Source organism: Hymenobacter aerilatus (assembly GCF_022921095.1).
GTDB lineage: Bacteria > Bacteroidota > Bacteroidia > Cytophagales > Hymenobacteraceae > Hymenobacter > Hymenobacter aerilatus.
The window spans coordinates 1,312,949-1,331,543 of record NZ_CP095053.1 but is presented as its reverse complement, the minus strand read 5'-3'; the positions used below and the strand labels follow the sequence as shown (position 1 = coordinate 1,331,543).

Sequence of the window (18,595 nt, the reverse complement as noted above, 5' to 3'; positions counted from 1 at the left end):
GTACTATTTTTTCGTTAGCTCAAGCGCGTAGATAATGCGGCAGTTGCCGGGGCGCTCAATAATCCGCTGGCCTTCCAAGCGCTGCTCAGTGGCAGCCTGTAGTTGTACCGTAATGTTGGTGTTGGCATCGGGTAGGGCTTCATCGTCAGTGTGCTGCGCGTTCAGGGTCAGCGTATTGCCCGTGAGCGTACCGGTGTATAGGCGCACTATTCTGTTATTGACGCTGGCTTGCACTAAAATCCCGCTCTGCTGGTAGGAAATTTCCCACTGCTCGTTTTTGCTGTCGCCGATGGCCGAGCCAGGGCAATCTGTTTCGATGCAGTTCATGCGGGCGGCCCACACGCCCGTAGGGTTGTACTGCGTTGAGTCGAGGGAGGCTTGGCGGGTACTGTCCAGCACATGCACTTCTTTGGCTATGCTTTGTTCCCGGAGCGCCAGGGCATTCTCCCGCAAGAGCAGGGCTTGCTCCTTCTGGGTCAGCTCCACCTCTTTTTTCTTCAAGCGTCGTTCCCGCTCCTGATCTTGACAGCTGCCTAAAAACAACAAAACAAAGGTAAAAAAGACTATGTTTTTCATGCAATTCTACGAACGTGATGGGTGCTACTATCCATTAGAAAGCAGGTAGCGCCGAGCAGGCGGGTGCTACCATTAGGTAATGCGTGTGCAATGCAAAGCGCCCCACCATGTGCTAGCGTGGTAAGGGTCTTTTTGTATATGGCAGAACTGGTCTGATAGTTCAGGCAAGGCCAACAGTAGTTATCCTATACGGCAAAAAGGACCTGAGTGTCTAAAATCGCCTCATTTCGTGAACTTGCATGGCTGTTTGGGCGCTGTACCACGCCGCGCATGATCATCATTTTACCCATTTATTACCAATGTCTGCCACCATTGCCATCGTAGGAGGCGGCCCTGCTGGTCTGCTAGCGGCCTGGCAGCTGGCCGAAGCCGGCCACACCGTTGCCCTCTACGAGGCGCAGGCTACTATGGGGCGCAAGTTTCTGGTAGCCGGCCACGGCGGCTTCAACCTCAGCAACAGCGAGCCGCCCGCTGCATTTGCCGGCCGCTACGGCACGCGCCACCCCGAGTTTGCGCGCTACCTGCACCTATTCTCGCCAGACGAGTTGCGCCGCCTGCTGGCCAGGCTGGGTATCGAGACGTTTGTAGGCACCAGCGGGCGCGTGTTTCCTACCCCCAACCACAAGCCTGCCCACGTGCTGCGGGCGTGGCTGGACCGCCTACGGGCGCTGGGCGTGCAGCTGCATATGCGCCACCGCTGGCTGGGCTTTGGCACGGAGCCCGGCACGCACTGCCTGCGCCACGAGGCGACGGGAGAGGAGTTTACGATTCGGCCCGATGCTACCCTGCTGGCCCTGGGCGGCGCCAGCTGGGCCAAAACCGGCTCCGACGGCCGTTGGCTGCCGCTGCTGCTGGCAGCCGGGGTGGAATGCCTACCCTTTGCGCCGGCTAATTGCGGAGCGGAGGTAGCGTGGTCGGCTTATTTTCGGGAGAAGGTAGGGCGCCAGCCACTCAAAAACATTGCCTTGCGTTGCGGTTCCCACCGTGTGCGCGGCGAGCTGCTGCTCACCGACTACGGTATAGAGGGCACGCCCGTGTACGCCCTCACGCCCTACCTGCGGGCCGCCCTCGCAACAGGCGAGCCTGCCTTTCTGCACCTGCACCTCAAGCCCGACCTGCCAGATGCGCCGCTGCGGCAGCAGCTGGCCCGTCGGCCCGACGGGACATCGTTGGCGTCTTTTCTGAGCAAAACGTTGCGCCTGGGGCCGCCCGTGCCTACCCTGCTGCGCGAACTGGCCCCGGCCGGCCCCCTGCCTACCACCCCCGATGCCTTGTTTTCGCTGCTCACTGCCCTCCCCCTACCCGTCTCCGCCCTGCGCCCACTCGATGAGGCCATCAGCACGGCCGGGGGCGTAGCCTGGGACGCCGTAGACGAGCATCTGATGCTGCGCCGCCAGCCGGGCACCTTTGTGGCCGGCGAAATGCTGGACTGGGAAGCGCCCACCGGCGGCTACCTGCTGCAAGGCTGCTTCAGCACCGGCGCCTGGGCCGCGCAGGGGATAGGAGAGTTTTTGAGGGTAGGAAGGGTGTGAGATACTGTGATAAAGAGCAAGAACTTGGGCAAGTTTTTTATCTTTAGGCTCCTTCAAGGAGAGCCTTCGGGTTCATCCTGTGTAGCCTCGGCCCATTAATCGGCCGGGGCTACTTCTTTTTCGGCCATGTGGGCCGGGTGGAACTGCAGGTCGTAGGGGCGGTCGTTTTTCCAGAGCGAATAGCAGAGCAGCAAGAGCTTGCGCATGACGGCAATGACGCCGGGCTTGCCGCTGGGCTGGCGGGCGCGCAAGCGGGCATAGAAGGCTTTTTGCTGCGGATTATAGCGCAGGCTGCTCACGGCTGGCAGGTAGAGCGCCGTACGCAGGCGCACGTTCCCTCGGCGGGAAATGCGCGTGGCTTGGGAAGAGAGGCCGCTTTGGCGCTGCACCACGTCTAGGCCGGCGTAGGAGGCGAGCTGGCGCTCGTTTTCCACCAGGATGAAGCCGTTGGTTTCGGCCACCACCACGATGGCCGTGGTCAGACCGATGCCGGGGATGCTGGTCAGGTGGGCCAGTTTGCGGGCCAACTCCGGCTCCGCGTCGAGCAGCAGCGAGAGGTCTTGGTCGACGGCTTTTAGCTGTTGGGCAACGAGTTGCTGCTGAGCGGCCAAGCGCTCGAGGGTGCGGGCGTCGGGCTGGTAGCTGTGCTGGTAGGCGTGGCACCGGGTTTTGAGCTGTCCGCCCTGCTCGCTTAGGCGCTGACGCTCGCGGGCCAGGGCCCGCAGCTGGCGCAGAGCGGGCGTTGGTGGTTGCCAGGCGGGCAAGGCCCGCTCCAGGCCCAGGCGGCAAAGCAGGCGGGCATCGAGTTGATCGGTCTTGCTCTTGAGCTCGGTGCTCTGGGCAAAGTGCTTGACTTTGTTGGGCAGTAGCACGCTCAGGGCCTGTGCGTTATCGGAGAGAAAATAGGCTAAGGCTTCGTAGTAGACCCCAGTGGCTTCGACCACGAACCACAATGGGGCGGCGGGCGCCTGTTGCTTGGCCGTCCAGGCCAGCAGGGCCGTGAAGCCGGCCAGCGTGTTGGCAAACGTGGTTTCTTTACCAAAACGCAGCTGCTGGCTGGCCTCGATGCGGCCGAAGCAGGCCACGAAGGTGTCTTTGGCAATGTCAATGCCCACAACGTATTTCAGCGGGGCGGTGGGGGAAGGGACGCGGGGCATCGGCACGGGGTAAAAAGGTGGAAAGCAACCAGCCAGCAAGGTTTTCACCGCAACTCTCCTTGTACAAATGCGGGATGCCATCCGCGCCAGGGCGGGGCTCCCTCCATACTGTGCAGTCTTCAGGCAAAAACGGGAAACGGGGCACAGATTCTCACACGCAACGTCGACGCCAAAGCACCGCATTTAGGGATGGATGGTGTCCCCGTTTCCTTTTCTAGCTACCCTTAAGTTAGGGTAGTACAATCATACAAGGGTAGGAGGGTGTGAGGGTATGGGGGTAGGAGGGTAAGAAGTATGTCATCCTGAGCGCAGCGAAGGACCTTCTCACGCAAGAACGAGTCGTTATTACGATAGTCGTTCACACGTGAGAAGGTCCTTCGCTGCGCTCAGGATGACATACTTCTTACCCTCCTACCCCCATACCCTCACACCCTCCTACCCTTTCTTCACCGCCGCTGCTTGCGCCAGGATTTGCTTGGCTTCGTCGACGAGTTGCTGGCCGGGGTTGAGCTGGCGCCGCGCGATGAGGGCGAACAGCACAAAGAAAGAAACAATGGGAAGAAAGCAGCCCAAGGCAAACCATAGCCAGAACGAGCGGCCGTAGCTGTAGGCGCAGTACCCCGTGGTGAGGGGTAGAAACATCAGGGCGCATAGACCACCTAGCAGTAAATCAACCAGCATACGGGCAGGGGTAACGGTGGACGACTTCTTCACCGAAGATACAAGATACCCTGGCGTTTCCCAAACCCGCCGGCTTTCTGCTTTGGTGCAGCGCGCCCGACTACCGGCCTACTTTTTCCGTATACGTCCTATTCTCTCCCGACCCGCCCTACCCTATGTGGGAACATCAAAGCTTATTTCGCGTCTCGGCCCAGCTCTCGGCCGATGGCGTTTTCAACCTGCTCGACCGTAATCTGAAGCCCGAAGTACTGCTGCTGGGCCTCGCCTCTGCCAAAGAGGCCGACGACCCCGGCGCCATCGTGGTGGAACCCGCCAAGCACCGCTACGCCCCCGCGCGCTTTACCGGAGTGAAAGAGTATGCAGCCTCCCTGGAGCCCGAAGGTCCCCGCGAGGTGGTCTACCACTTGCACCCGCTTGACCACGACCGCTACGAGAAAGCGCGCTGGTATGAGCTGCTGCGTCGTTCCACCGAGCACACACTCACGCAGCTGGTGGAGCAGCAGCAGGAAAACCGCGTAAACTTCTGCTCGGCTCCCATCCATGTGCATGGGTATCTGGTGATTGTGGTATTGCAGCTGGCCGCCGACTCCTACCATAGCTATTACATCTTACCCTCGGTACCGGGCGGGCGAGCCAACTCCCTCCTCGATGCCGTGGTACAGGAGTTTTTGCAAGACTGCGGCCGGGCCCTGCGCGAAACCGAAAACGACGAGGACCATCCCATTCTCGACCGCGACTACAACGAAGTGCTACGCGCCGCCGGGCGCCGCTTTATGCTGCGCGCCGCCGCCGGCACCCACGGCCTCTACGACGCCTGCAACGGGGTGGCTGCGCTGCGCCATGAGGGCGACGAGGGCGTGGGCACGATGCTGGTGGGCAGGCGTCACCACCCGGCCATCAAGCCGGTGCTTACGCTGGATGCGCCTATTCCCTTGCGCGACCATCGCTCTATTCGCAAGCTACTGGAAATGAGCGAAGACCGCGCCTCCTTGGTGAGCGACGCCACCGACGTCTTTGGCCTGGGCTACCTCGTAGACACCGACGACCCACAGTACGAGCCGGTTTTTACGGTGCACTTCACCCGCCACTACAGCTGGGAGCTGAGCCACGACGGCAACGTGATGATGCGGGTGGTATCGAATACGCCCCGCCTACCCCAGGGCACCGTGGCCCAGGACAACTTCGGGCGTGTGGTACAACGCGTATTCCCTCATTTGGAAGCGACGGGCGTCGACCAGCTGTGGGCCCTCACGCAGAAAGCAACGACGCAGTCCAACGGCACCATTTTGCTGATTTCGGAAGGCGCGGCGCAGGAAGCAGCCCGGCTTACGCGGCAGTGCTTTCAGGTAACGCCCCGCCTGATGACGCCGGGGCTGTTGCGCCTGGTCACCAACATCGATGGAGCCGTGCTCATCGACCCTGCTGGCACTTGCTACGGCATTGGGGCCATTCTTGATGGCCTGGCCACGGCTAAGGGCGACTCTTCGCGCGGCTCGCGCTACAATTCGGCCCTGCGCTACGTAGAATCCAGCCAGTATCCTTGTCTGGCCATTGTGGTCAGCGAAGATGGCTGGATTGATTTACTACCCACAAAGAAGTGACGAATGAAAGGGTGCGTTTAACGTTCTTCAGCCATAACTGATCAGCTTGTACTGCCACCCGCCAAACGCACCCTTTCATTACCCCACAATTCACCATTTCACTGCTTCAGCCATGCGCGCTACTTCTACTCCGCCCAACACGCCTACCCTCGTTGAAGATGACCGTTTGGTATGGGTAGCCCGCGTAGCCCGCCTGATGGACAGCCAGTTTAAGCTGCCCGGTACCCGCTTCCGCTTCGGCCTGGACCCTGTGCTGGGCCTGCTTCCTATTGTTGGCGACTTATCAAGCTTTGCCATATCCGCCGTCCTGATAGTGACGATGATGCGGCACGGCGCCAAAGGCAGCGTGGTGGTCCGCATGATTCTCAACGTTTTAATTGACACGATAATAGGCGCTATTCCGCTATTCGGAAATATTTTCGACTTCGCCTATAAGGCTAATGATAAGAACGTGCAGCTACTGCGCGCACATTATGTGGAGGGCAAATACCAAGGCAGCGGCAAGGGGCTGATTGCGGTGGTGCTGATTGGGTTGCTGGTTTTGTTCGGCTTACTGGCGTGGGGCTTGTTTGTCTTTTTTGCATGGCTGTGGCACGCAGTGCAAGGTGCTTGGTAACTCAACAGCACAAAAAATAGACAAAATCAGTTACAGTCCACTTACAATACCTTCTATATTAATACATTATAACAAAATCAATGGGATATACTTAAATAAAGTTGTTTCCATATAACATTAAAAAAGTATTATTTTCTCTCTGTATTTTATCATAAAAATAATTAAAGTGCTTTACTTTACTGGCTATTAGCCAGTAGCATATGAAGCATACCGCATACGACCTTATTGTAGTGGGAACGGGATTCGCCTCCACGTTCTTTCTGTATCAATACCTTGCAAAACGTCCCGCCACGGAGAAAATCCTGGTGCTGGAACGCGGCTACCCGGTGCCCTGGGCAGAACGCGTGAAAGAGAAGCGGGGTGAGGAAACAGCTTACACGGGCCAGAATCCCGACTGGCGCAGCACGTTCGTAAACAAACAGCCCCGCAAGGATTGGATGTTTACGCTGGGGTTTGGGGGTAGCTCGCACTGCTGGTATGCCTGCACGCCCCGCTTCCTGCCCAACGATTTCCGGATGAAAACGCTCTACGGCGTGGGCAACGACTGGCCCGTGCAGTACGAGGAGCTAGACCCCTATTACGAGCAGGTGGAGGACATCATGGCCGTTTCTGGGCCAGCCGACACGCCTTTTCCCCGCAAGAAAGCCTACGCACAGCCACCCCACCTGTTTACGGAAGTAGATAAGCTGCTGCACAAGAAATACGGTAATCTCTACATCAATCAGCCTACGGCCCGCGCCCGCGTGGCCATGAATGGCCGCAACCCTTGCTGCGCCAGCGGCGTGTGCAGCGTGTGCCCGGTGAATGCCAAGTTTACCATCGACAACTCCAACATGGGGGTGTACGAAGACCCGCGCGTGGAGCTGCTAACGGGGGCACAGGTGTATGGCCTGGAGCTGGTGCAGGACCGGGTACGCAAGGTGAGCTTCCGCCGCGACAACCACGACTACCACGTGGCCGGTGAGGTAGTAGCGCTGGGGGCCAACGCCCTGTTCAACGCCAACATTTTGCTCAACTCCGGCGACACCAATGCCTTCACCGGGCAAGGCCTGGGCGAGCAGCTAGGCTTGCAGGCACACGTATACCTCGACAAGCTAGAGAACGTGGGCGGTAGCACTTGGGTGAATGCCAACGGCTACATGCTCTACGATGGCGACCATCGCCGGGAGGCGGCCGCTTGCCTGATCGAATCCAGCAACGCCCCCTTCTTCCGCCCCGAAAGCGGCAAATGGCGCCAGATGGCCAGCTTCCGGATGGTGTTTGAAGACTTGCCTACCCCCGAAAACTACGTGACCACCTCCGACGATGTGATGCAGCCCGCCGTATTCTTCGGCGGCCCTTCTGCCTACGCCCAGCGCGGTATTGAGCGCATGAAGCAGCAGCTGCCGGAAATCCTGTCCTGCCTGCCCGTCGAGAAAATTATTTACAACGACCCCTATGCTACCGAGGCGCACATCCTGGGTACTGCCCGCATGGGCACCAGCGCGCAGGACAGCGTGGTAGACAAGCACTTGCGCCACCACCAATACCGCAACCTGTTTGTGCTGGGGGCCAGCAGCTTCACTACCTACACCCCCGCCAACCCTACCCTCACGCTCTCAGCCTTGTCGCTCCTGGCCGCCGATCAGTCTTTCTCTTCCACCCACTCTGCAACCTAATTGGGTATGTTCCGCCGAAAATTCCTGAAAATAGCCGGGCTTGGTGCCGCTGCCGTGGCGCTTCCTAGTCTTGGTGCCTATGCCGTCTCGCTGAACGAAGCCACGGCTGGTATTATCCTGCATCAATTCCGCTTTCTGAATCTGGACAAAGAGGGTGTTGACCAATTTGTTTTGGATTATTATAAACAAGAAGGTTCAAGCCGGTCGGCCTTTGCACACGTAAAAATGCGAGGGTATTATATGTTGAATATAAATTCCGACCAGTCGCAGTTAGTCCGCACTATTACTACCCTGTATTTACTATCGACTGACTTTTTTCAGAATCGCATGAATGAGCTCAAGCTCGTACGGTATCAGGGCATTTACGACCCGTACAAAACACCCTGCGCCAATCCTTTTTCTGCTCTGTATTATCCACCAGCACCCGCGGTTTAATTCATATTTACTGCATGAGATAACGCTACTCTAGTATGCATTCTATAACCAGCACCGTACCAACCTCAACTGATCGGTACTCTGCAGCGCCTGCTGCTACTCCTCCCTCTGCCGACGCTGCTGCAGCGGCCGATACCACACGCTACGCCGTATTCTGCGCCTTGTGGGCAATTGCCACCTTGTTTCACATGGCGCAGTCGCGGCTGTACACCACCCAGCTGCACTACCTGTTGCTGACGCTGGCGGCGTTGGCAGTGCTAAGCAAACCGTCCTCTATTGTTCGGCTGTTGGTACTTATCGGCTTGCAGTTATACGAGGTATTTTCCCGCCTGCCCGATATCAGCAACCATTGGCTGTTCACCACGTTCGTGAACCTCACCATCTTGCAGGCCCTGGTGTGGACAGCCTTCAAGGAGCGGCGACTGTCGGTAGACCGGGCAGCGCTACTACGGGCTTTTGCGCCGGCTGTGCGCCTGGAGCTGCTGATTCTCTACTTTTTCGTGGTGCTGCACAAACTCAACTGGGCCTTTCTCTCGCCCAGCGCCAGTTGTGCAGCCATGTTGTACAAGGCCCAGCACGCAGAAGCCCTCCTACCCGACTCGCCTGCCCTCATCCTGGCGAACATTTACCTGACGCTTGCCATCGAAACCCTAATTCCGGTGCTGCTTATTTTCAGGAAAACGCGCAACATTGGCTTAGTCATTGGTCTTTTTTTTCACTGCATAATTGCTTTCAATTCGTATAATGGATTTTATGATTTTTCTTCAATGATTTTTGCCACTTATTTTTTATTTACCAGCTATAGTTTTATTACCACGCTTCATCAATTCCGCAACAATTTACTTTCCTTTTGGCACGCAGTTAAACAACGATTTTCACAGTTTACCTTTTCACATATTGCGCTCTGGGTAATTCTTGCTGTTGTACTACTAGGCAGCATTAAACTATTTGGCAAAGTATTCACCGATTATTTTCGATTGGTATGGGGCGCTTATAGTTTTATGTATATTCTACTGCTCTTGTTTTCACTCTATAAAGCGCGACAGTATTTTCCTACCCGCCTCTTCTCGCCTTCCCACGCGCTATTTCTATTGTTTCCGCTGCTGGTATTTCTGAACGGTATTAGCCCCTACCTCGGGCTGAAAACGGAGTCTTCCTTCGCCATGTTTTCCAACCTTCGTACAGAAGGCGGCATCACCAACCACCTATTTATTCCGGTGAGTGCGCAGGTGTTCGATTTTCAGAAGGACATGATTGAGGTGGTGGCCTCGTCGGACGCCGAGCTGCAGCGCGTTGCCGACGAAGGCAAGCTGATAACGTTTTTTCAGTTTAAGAACCGGGTGGCTGATGCGCGGCCCGCGCGCGTGGAGTACCTCCGCAACGGACAGCGCCGCACATTTGCGTTGGCCACAGCTTCGCCCAACGACGAGCTGCTGCACAAAAGCCCATCGTTGCTGCGCAAGTTTATGCGCTTCCGTATGATCAACAAGGTAGATCCGCAGCCCTGCCAGCATTAGCCTGCGTGAGGACTACTATAATTTGAAGGGCGGCTGCGCTTTACCCGCTTACGACAGCGTGACCAAGTAACTAACAGTTCCCCTTTCTGGAGAGGAGGCGAGGCCTTGCAGCACGCGCCTACTTGGCGCCCGTACTCTTGTCTGTAATTCGGAAGTAGTCGAAATCAGCGTAGCCACCGGGGCTCTTGGTGGCATAGTTGAACAGCCCGAACCGGTAGCCCATAAAATGCGGCAGCGTGTAGGCCATCTTGAGCGGACCGCCGATGGCTTTCCACGTGTTGCCATCGAGGCTGTAGAAGAACGTGGCCACGTCTTTGCGCTCCGTGAAGTCGCATTCCGCCTTGAAGTATACCGTGTTCTGCGTCAGCGGCAGGCGTTGCAGCTCCACGGGCTTCTCCATTTCGGCGCTGACCATCACGATGGACTTCTGGCCGTTGCGCGACTCTACCCCTACCAGGCCGTAGCGCTTTTGCAGCAGGGCCAGACCGGCAAAATCACCGTCCTTCAGGTGCGACACATCCAAGGCCGTGGTGCCGGCGCTGGTAGGGCCAATAGTGCGCTGAGTGAGGGTGTTGCGGGCCAACAGGAAAGTGGTATCTACGCGGCCGGTTTTGAGGCGCAGGTAGCCGGGCCGGTCGGTGAGCGACCAGAGGGCGTTTTCGGGGTTGTGGTTCCACTGCCATACCAGCGGCAGGGCAGGCTCGCCCTTGCGCCGGCTAAATTCATCCGAGGCCACGATGCCCGGAAGCAGGCCCTTGCTGGGGGGTAGGGTCAGCGTAGTCGGAACTTTGCCGGCTGGGTCGCCCAATACCGGCCAGCCATCGGTCCAGGTCACGGGTACCAGGTATGGGATACGGCCCACGGCGCCGTAGTCGCGAAACAGGTAGGAAAACCACTGGCCGTCAGGAGTATCTACTAGGCCACCCTGCGCCACGCCTAGGTCTTGCAGCGCTACCCGGCCCTCGTAGGGACCGGTGAGCTTGTCGGCCCGGTGCACCACTACGGTGCGCATGCCACCCTTAGGCCAGGTGATGTTGAAGAGGTAGTATTTACCCTTGATTTTGAACAGCTGCGAGCCTTCGGCGGGTAGGCCGAGGTTGGGACCGGCCGGGGCACTGGCGTTTTCAATGAGTACCTGCTCGGTAGCACCGGGCTTCACGCCGGAGGCATCAGCCTTGAGCTCAACCAGCTGTAGCTTGCCAGCGCCGTATACCAAGTACACGCGGCCATCGTCGTCGAAAAACAGCGAATGGTCGTGGTAGCTCGGTTTGAAAGACGAAACCTTCCAGGGCCCCTTCTCGATGTTCTTGGTGGAGTAGATATAGGTTTTGCCGGTGGTTTGGGCAAATGTGGAGACGTAGTACGTGCCCTTATGAAACCGCAGGCTGCTGGCCCACGAGCCGCGGCCGTAGGTACTCTTGCCGTTGCGGAGCGCCAGCTCATCCTGGTTGCCCAGCGTGTCGGAAGCGTAGCTTGCCAGGTGCCAGTTCACCAAGTCCTTGGACTTCATGATAGGCACGCCCGGCGTCATGTGCATGGTGGTGCTGCTCATGTAGTAGGTGTCCCCTACCCGAATCATCGACAGGTCTGGCACGTCGGCGTAGATGATGGGGTTGTGCACCATCGGGCGCTGGGCCGAAGCAGTGTATAACTTCCCGCAGCAAGCCAGCAAGACCAGCAGCAGTTTCTTAGCAAAATTGTATCTCATACTAACGCTTTGCAGAGTGATGCAGGGGTAGGCTACCCCCACAAGCTGCCGGGCAGCCTGTGGGGCACACGGCACTACTTATATACAGGGTCGTTGCCGCTGTATTTCAGCCATTTGAAGGAAGCGGTGTTGCTACTAGGCTGCCCCGAGGAGGTGGCGTACATCCCGAACACGCAGCCAATGAAGCCGCCCGCCGTCTGCGTGCTTAGGAAGCGGGCGTCTACCTTGTCTTTCAGAGTGTTCCACGTCTTGCCGTTTTCCGAATACGCGAAGCTGTAGGTGTCGCCGGCGGCCTGGATGCGCAGCTGCACTTTGCTAGTGGCCGATTGAAGGGGAACCTGAGCCAGCTGCTCCGGATTTTTAGGGTCGGCGGTGCTTTTGAGGAGTTGGAGCACGCGCTTGCCGCCGTCGGTCGATTTGCAGAGGTAGTAAAAGTGCTTTTCGTCCTGAAATACCACTAGCCCTGCTTTTTCATTGACCGTTTTTGGCGCAAAGGTCAGCTCCGTTTCAGTGGTACAGTACATGTGCTGCTGCCGCTTACCCACGAAGGCGGGGTTGCCGGTTTCAGCCACCGTTTCGGGCTTCAGCTTGAGCGTGAGCCCTTTGGCTTTGCTCAACGAAAAATTTGAGCTATCTACAGTGCGCATAAAGAGGAGCTCCGGTACCAGCTGCTTGTCGAAGGAAAGAGTGTAGGCGAAGTTCCCGTTTTGCGGCAGCGCGCCCGGCTGCTTCACCTCAGGAAAGCTGGCTTTGTAGGAGTACTGCACGCCATTGGGGCCGGGCACCATTACTGGCCACTCGTCTTTCCACTCTACGGGCACGATAAACGTTTCGCGGCCCGTATTATAATGGTTGCCCTCATAAGGCCGCACGGCCAGAAAAATGGCGTAGGTTTTCCCGTCCGGCCCTTCCACAAACTGCGCGTGCCCGGCCGAGGTGATGGGGTCTTTGCGGTCCTTAGGCAGTTCCCGCTGCGACAGGATGGGGTTGTGCTCATAAGGCGTGAAGGGCCCCCACGGCGACTTGCCCCGAAATACTACCTCCGTGTGGTTCACCGACGTGCCGCCCTCGGCTGCGTAGAGGTAGTACCAATCGTTGCGCTTCATCAGGTGCGGGCCTTCAATCCAGACGGGCTTTTTGCTGAGGTCCACGCCACCGTTCACCACGATTTTGGCCTCCCCTACCGTTTGCAGGGTCTGCGGGTTCAACTCGATAATCTTGATGGAGCGGTGGCCATCGTAGAGCGGCTTGTTGTCGGGTGGGTCGCTGTTGTAGATAACGTAGGCCTTGTCGCTCTCAAAATACAATGAGGGGTCGATGCCCCGCACCTGGGGCAGAAACACCGGGTCGCTCCAGGGGCCAGCCGGGTTCTTGGCCGTTACCACAAAGTTGCCCTTGTGGTCAATCATGGTGCAAGTGACGTAGTACGTGCCGTTGTGGTGCTCAATGGCCGGCGCAAACAGCCCGCGGGTCATCCGGTCGCCCAGGAAGTTCATCTGCGAAGGCCGGCTAATGACGTTACCGATTTGCTTCCAGTTTTTTAGGTCCTTACTGTGCATCACCGGAATGCCGGGAAAATACGCAAAGGTGGAGTTCACCAGGTAGTAATCTGAGCCCACCCGCACGATGCTCGGATCGGGGTAGAAGCCGGCCAGAATAGGATTTACCAGCTCAATCGATTGCGCAGAAAGCCCCGAAGAATGAAGCAGTAGGGTCACTAAAGCAGCAAGAAAAGCTTGCAGGGGGCTGGGGCGGTTCGATGCGGGCATAGGCATATGGTGTATGTAATGGGTAAGAAGCAAATAGAGCGAAGGCACTCAGCGCAGCAGTCGCACGTCGTAGACGCCGCCTGCCGTGGAACCCGGTGCGGCCTCAAACTTCACGGTGAGCGTGGTGGGGGCGTTGGCGCCACGTAGCGACTCGGGTAGGGCATACTCCTCGTCATAGAAGTCGCCTTTCTGGTTGCCTTTCAGCGTCACTTTAGCCAGCGGTGCACCATTGGCCAGAATGGTAAACTGCCGGTTTCGGTCGCCGCCGGCGTAGGTCACGCGCAGGGCACGGGCGGCCCGCTGGGGGTTGCGCAACTGGTAGCTGAACCAGCCCGCCGCGTGCCGCCAATGGCGGTTGCGGTAGATACCTGTCTCCGACCGGTCGCTCTGGAAATTGTGGTCCGACTCGGGCTGCTGCTCGCCGGGCGTCACCTGGTCGATGGTACGGGCTTCCAGCGCACGTTTTTCAGTGTCGCGGCGACGGATTTCTTCCTTGCGGGCAGCCAAGCCTTCGGGCGTTGTCACGGGCCAGTATACCATGTAGCGCGCATCCTGAATCTGATAGAATGGCACCAGCTGCACGTTGCGGTACTTCTCGGAGCTAATCAGGCTGGCGGCGCTAAAGGTCATCGGCTTGCCCGCTATGGGCTTGATGCCTTCGGCCACATTCGAGCTGGTAGAAACGAGTAGCGGCGCTTCCTCCACGGGGTAGAGCGGTCCGCTTGCCACGTGCGCCATGCGCTGGCCGTTGGCGTGCAAACCGGCTAGGTCGGTGGTATCCGTCACGGCGGCCAGCACCAGCGGGCCGTGCACAAACGACACCCAGGGCGAACGATCGGGCATGTACTCGGCGGTGGTGTGCATAGGTAGGGCCACCGTCACCACGTCGCCCGAGCGCCACTTGCGCGTCACGGTGGCGTAGCCCGGTTCGGCGGTGGTAGGCGTCACGGCTTTACCATTTACCTGAATCGTCATCTGCCCCGCTGGCACCCAGCTAGGCTGCCGAATGCTAAGCGCAAACGTACGCGGCTTTTTCAGTTGCAACTGTAGCTGCGACTGCTCCTCGTAGGGAAACTTGGTCTGCTGCGTTAGCGTCAGGCCCTGCTCAGCCCAGGTGAGGCGCGAGGGTAGGAACAGGTTCACCAGCAGCTCCTGCTCCTTGCGATGGGCGTATACTAGCTCGCCGTACTTGCCGTGGTTTTCCAGCCCCGAGCCCACGCAGCACCAGAAGCCTTCCTGCGGCTGCGAGTACACACGGTAGTGGCGCGGGCGCATGGGCGTGAAGTACACGAAGCCGCCTTCAGGGTGCTGCGACGAGAGAATATGGTTGTACATCGCCCGCTCGTAAAAATCGAGGTAGCGGGTAGAAGCACTGCTGAGGTACAATTGCTTGCTGAGCTTGAGCATGTTATACGTATTGCACGTCTCCGGGCCTTCCGTGCTTTCGAGCATGGAGGTGAAGTTGTCGGTTGGGTTGAAGTGCTCGCTTACACTGTTACCCCCGATACTCACCGTGCGGTTGTCTACCACCGTTTTCCAGAAAAACGACGCAGCATTGGCCCAGGCTGGGTCGCCGCCTACCTCCGCCACACGCTCAAAGCCAATCACTTTCGGAATCTGCGTGTTGGCGTGCATGCCGTTGAGCACGTCTTTTTGGTCCAGCAGTGGATCCAGCACGGCCCGGTGCGAGAAGCGCTCGGCCAGCTTCCGATACTTCGCATCGCCGGTTATGTCAGCCACATCTGCAAATACCTCGTTTAAGCCGCCATGCTCACTGCGCAGTATGTCCTGAATTTGTGCATCGGTGAGGTTGGCCGTAAGGTCGATGGCCCAATCCGTCAGCTTAATGAGCATGTCTTTGGCCTTGGCGTTGCCGCCAATTAGGTAGGCGTCGCGCAGGCCGGCGTAGGTTTTGTGCAGGTTGTAGAGCGGTACCCACTTGTCGTTCAACCCAAAGCTGTTGGCCTTGATGTTGCCGGCCTTTACTTGCTGCCACATGGCTTTGCCACCCGGTACGCCCCCGAGGTAGCCGTTGCCGTTTTTCTGCTGGCAGCGGTCCAGCTCGTCAATCATATAGGTGAGGCGCTGCTGCACCTGCGCGTCGCCGGTGGCGGCGTACATGAGGGCCAGCGCCGAGAGGTAGTGCCCGCCAATGTGACCGTCGAGGCCGGTATTTTCCCAGTTGCCGTAGCGCTCCGCCTTCGGCTGAATGCCAGCCTCAGCCAAGTAGGGCGCCAACAGCCGGTCGGGGTCGAGGGCCAGGATGTAGGCCTTATCGGTCTGCTGGGCCTGCTGAAACGGGCTGTCCAGCAGGTGCACCGCCGACACCGGAAAGCTCTGTAGCGGCGTCGACTGCGCATTGCCTAGCAGTGGCATCAACCAAGTGCAACAGAAGAAAATCACTCTTTTCTTATCTGACAACATAATGACTAGCTGTTTTTAACCAGTAGGTTCAATCTGTGCGCGTAGGTTGGAAGCTGTTTCTTGCAAAAACCTACCAAACAGTAGAAACAACTACCGTTTGCACAAACGATTGTGTAAGTAACAAAACTTTTCAGGACTTGTGTAGGATCAGAGCAGCTGATATGCCTCCGCGAAAACAAACTGAACTTGCCGAAGTACCTCTACCTGCTGTTTGCAACGACTTAGATCAGTTCCAAGTGCACAGGTATTTCGGCAAGCTCAGTTAGCTAAGATGCGCTGAATTTTGTTACTTAAGGTGCTGGCACAGCGCTGGTTGCGCTTTCCGGCGGCCCCAGGTAGCTGGGTTTCAGTCCGCCACAGTCTACCACCAGCTTTTCCAGTACCACGGCTGGGTCCACGCGCCAGAACTTTAGCACATGCTCGCCTGGCGTGGCCAGGGTGTGCTTCGTGGTTTTCAGAATGATGCTCTCGGCCACAGCCTTTTCCCAGGGACGGTTGCCGTTGTCGGCTACCATGCCCGTGTGCAGGTTTACGATTTGTGGTTCTTCATCATCGAACGACACGGCGTAGCGCAGCCCCTCGCCGCTGGTGAAGTTGAGAGTAGGCGCCAGGTAGGTCTGTACCGTTACGGGACCGGTTGTGGCTAGCTGCACCCGGTACTCTAAATGCGGCGCCGTGGCGCCGGGCGTCGTAGCTGGCGCCGTTGTTGGGTAGGTGCTAACGCCCGACAACGTGCGGCCCAGGTCCGGAATGGTTTGCCACTTCGCCTGGTTGCCGTCCACGGCTTTGCTATAGTGCGCCGCCTCCATCGACACGTAGCCATCGGCCTCTGCGAAAGCCGCGCCCGGCTTGGGGGTAGGCCGCGGTTTCTGCGCAGGCGCAGCTACGACCAGCGCCGGCGCCGTAGCAGCCGACTCGGCAATAGTCTGAACCTCCGGCATCTTGTCTTCTTTCTCGTCGTGCCAAGCTTTGTAGCCGATGTGCATCTGGTCCATCATGTGGTTCCACTTGCCGTCGGCCAAAGAATGATAGCGACGCGTGATTTCAGCATCCATCTCAAACAGCATCTTAGCCCTGGCCGCCAGCTCATTGGTGTTGGCGCGGTTGTTTTTGGCGGCTTCGTGGTTCAGGGCTACGGTATAGTACAGCTCGTTGAGGTTAGCGCAGGCCAATACCGGGTGCAGCACCAGTTCAAAGTAGCTGTCCTGGTAGGCGGCGGGCAGCTGGCGACCAATGGCTTCGGCCTGGGTTAGCAGCTGGTTGTAGTCGGCTACCACGGTGGCAAACTCATCGTAGTTGGTTAGGCTATAGGTATTCTGACTCAGCAGCTCGGGCTTGCGGCGGGCGTTGTACTTGGCGTACTTGGCCAGAATGCCGGCAATGCCCGCGGCGTGCTTTTCGCCAAACTGCTGGGCGGCCCATTGCCGGGTGTACTCGCCTACCTCATCGGCTTTGATGTTGTCGGGGTTCCAGGCGTAGTCGAGGAAGAAGCTGATGGGCAGCTCCATGGGCTTCAGGTCGCCCACGTTCACCACCCAAATCTGGTTGGCGCCGTACTCATGGGCTAGGTGCATCTGCTCCCGGATACGCGGTAGTGGATTTGTGTTCAGCCACTTGTAGTTGCGTGGGCCGCCTACATAGTCGAAGTGGTAGTAGATGCCGTAGCCGCCCTGGCGGGGCTTGTCGCCGAGCTTGGGCAGCTTGCGGATGTTGCCCCAGTTGTCGTCGCAGAGCAGCAGGGTCACGTCATCAGGCACACGCATGCCTTTGTCGTAGTAGTCCTGCACCTCTTTGTAGAGGGCCCACATCTGCGGGGTTTGCTCGGCGGGCTTGCCGGTCACGTCGGCAATAAGCTGGCGCTGATCAGCCACAATCTTCTCCAATAGAGCAATGTTGCTGCCCTCGCTCATGGGCTCGTCGCCGTCGCCACGCATGCCAATGGTGACCACGTTTTCGCGAGTGCCCATGCGCTGCATGCCGCCGCGCCAGAACTCGCGCAGCACATCGGGGTTGGTCTGGTAGTTCCAGGGGCCTTTGCCATAGCGGCGCCACTCGTCGTGAGCTCGTGTAAGGGGCTCGTGGTGCGAGGTACCCATCACGATGCCATATTCATCGGCTAGCACCGGGTTTTGTGAGTCGTCGTCGTTGAAGGCGTTGCCCCACATGGCGGGCCATAGGTAGTTGCCCTTCAGGCGCAAGATCAGCTCGAACATGTGGGTATACATCTTCGAGTTGAAACCGCCGAACTTCTCCTTGGTCCAGCCCGACATGGCCGGCGCTTCGTCGTTGATGAAGATGCCGCGGTACTTCACTTTGGGCTCACCCTGCGTGTGCCTACCCGCCGCCACGTACAGGGCCTTCTGCGGCTTAGTAGGCACGTCGGCCCACCAGTACCACGGCGACACGCCCATTTGCTCTGACAAGTCGTAGATGCCGTAGATGGTGCCGCGCTTGTCGCTTCCGGCAATGACCAGGGCGCGGTCTACGCCCGGCATTGGCTTCTCTACCAGCTGTTCCACAAATACTTCCCACTTACCCGCCACGCCCGATACGTCAAGCTTCTTGTCGCGCACCAGCTGGTCGATGAGCGGACTCTTGCCGATGGTCCCAATCAGCACCACTTCTTTGCCAGTAGGGGCCTTGTCGGTGGTGAGGGTAGGCGTCACGCTCGTCACACGGTTGATGTCGGCCTGCAAATCCCGGGCGGCGCGCAACACACCCGGCCAATCCTGAGCGCTGGCGAAGAGCGGCGCGGCTTTGCCGCCAGCTTCCAGCGCGAAGCTACCCTTCTGCTTTTTTGACGTGACGTAGGAGGTGCCATCCAGCGCCAGAGCGGGCTGGGCAGCCGTGAGGGTCAGGCCAGTGAGGAGTAGGAAGGTGAAGCGACGGGGAACGGCTAGGGAAAGCATAGGTATAGCGGT

At 58.3% G+C, this 18,595-nt stretch carries 13 protein-coding genes; 6 read left to right on the top strand and 7 right to left on the bottom strand.

The genetic code is table 11. From position 1 onward, the window contains the following. Window positions 1-3 precede the first annotated feature (3 nt). Window positions 4-576 carry a hypothetical protein gene (locus MUN82_RS05620; protein WP_245095635.1) on the bottom strand — a complete coding sequence of 191 codons (573 nt, stop codon included), beginning with the start codon at window positions 574-576 and terminating at the stop codon, window positions 4-6. Window positions 577-875: 299 nt separating this feature from the next. Between MUN82_RS05620 and MUN82_RS05615 the strand changes: the two genes are divergently transcribed. Next, entirely contained in the window at window positions 876-2,108 is a 1,233-nt protein-coding gene (locus tag MUN82_RS05615; protein WP_245095633.1) for a BaiN/RdsA family NAD(P)/FAD-dependent oxidoreductase, read from the top strand. 95 nt (window positions 2,109-2,203) lie between these two features. Here MUN82_RS05615 and MUN82_RS05610 read toward each other — a convergent pair whose 3' ends face one another. Continuing rightward, complete coding sequence (locus tag MUN82_RS05610; RefSeq protein WP_245095272.1) at window positions 2,204-3,265, bottom strand: IS110 family RNA-guided transposase; 1,062 nt, start codon at window positions 3,263-3,265, stop codon at window positions 2,204-2,206. 435 nt (window positions 3,266-3,700) lie between these two features. Continuing rightward, entirely contained in the window at window positions 3,701-3,946 is a 246-nt protein-coding gene (locus tag MUN82_RS05605; RefSeq protein WP_245095631.1) for a hypothetical protein, read from the bottom strand. Window positions 3,947-4,101: 155 nt separating this feature from the next. Here MUN82_RS05605 and MUN82_RS05600 point away from each other — a divergent pair, with 155 nt between their 5' ends. The 5 genes from MUN82_RS05600 (at window position 4,102) to MUN82_RS05580 (ending at window position 9,773) form a co-directional block, all read left to right on the top strand. Then, window positions 4,102-5,547, top strand: coding sequence for a DNA integrity scanning protein DisA nucleotide-binding domain protein (locus MUN82_RS05600; RefSeq protein ID WP_245095629.1), 1,446 nt, complete (start codon window positions 4,102-4,104; stop codon window positions 5,545-5,547). A gap of 112 nt (window positions 5,548-5,659) precedes the next feature. Beyond that, a complete protein-coding gene (locus tag MUN82_RS05595) occupies window positions 5,660-6,163 on the top strand; it encodes a DUF4112 domain-containing protein (RefSeq protein WP_245095628.1) in 504 nt (167 codons plus the stop codon). Window positions 6,164-6,363: 200 nt separating this feature from the next. Next, window positions 6,364-7,821: a GMC oxidoreductase gene (locus tag MUN82_RS05590; RefSeq protein ID WP_245095626.1), complete on the top strand. Its 1,458-nt coding sequence runs from the start codon at window positions 6,364-6,366 to the stop codon at window positions 7,819-7,821. Window positions 7,822-7,827: 6 nt separating this feature from the next. After that, window positions 7,828-8,256, top strand: coding sequence for a hypothetical protein (locus MUN82_RS05585; RefSeq protein WP_245095625.1), 429 nt, complete (start codon window positions 7,828-7,830; stop codon window positions 8,254-8,256). A gap of 35 nt (window positions 8,257-8,291) precedes the next feature. After that, on the top strand, window positions 8,292-9,773 hold the full coding sequence (locus tag MUN82_RS05580; protein ID WP_245095623.1) for an HTTM domain-containing protein: 1,482 nt from the start codon (window positions 8,292-8,294) through the stop codon (window positions 9,771-9,773). A gap of 118 nt (window positions 9,774-9,891) precedes the next feature. On the opposite strand, the gene MUN82_RS05575 is transcribed toward MUN82_RS05580, so the two are convergent. The 4 genes from MUN82_RS05575 to MUN82_RS05560 all read right to left on the bottom strand — a co-directional run bounded on the left by MUN82_RS05575 (window position 9,892) and on the right by MUN82_RS05560 (window position 18,583). Then, a complete protein-coding gene (locus MUN82_RS05575) occupies window positions 9,892-11,481 on the bottom strand; it encodes a glycoside hydrolase family 43 protein (RefSeq protein WP_245095621.1) in 1,590 nt (529 codons plus the stop codon). A 74-nt stretch (window positions 11,482-11,555) separates the two neighbouring features. Continuing rightward, a complete protein-coding gene (locus MUN82_RS05570; RefSeq protein ID WP_245095619.1) occupies window positions 11,556-13,250 on the bottom strand; it encodes a glycoside hydrolase family 43 protein in 1,695 nt (564 codons plus the stop codon). Window positions 13,251-13,298: 48 nt separating this feature from the next. Then, window positions 13,299-15,626 (bottom strand): glycoside hydrolase family 127 protein, encoded by a 2,328-nt coding sequence (locus MUN82_RS05565; RefSeq protein WP_245095618.1) that lies wholly within the window; start codon window positions 15,624-15,626, stop codon window positions 13,299-13,301. Window positions 15,627-15,964: 338 nt separating this feature from the next. Beyond that, window positions 15,965-18,583, bottom strand: coding sequence for a glycosyl hydrolase 115 family protein (locus MUN82_RS05560; protein WP_245095616.1), 2,619 nt, complete (start codon window positions 18,581-18,583; stop codon window positions 15,965-15,967). Between the last annotated feature and the right edge of the window lie 12 nt (window positions 18,584-18,595).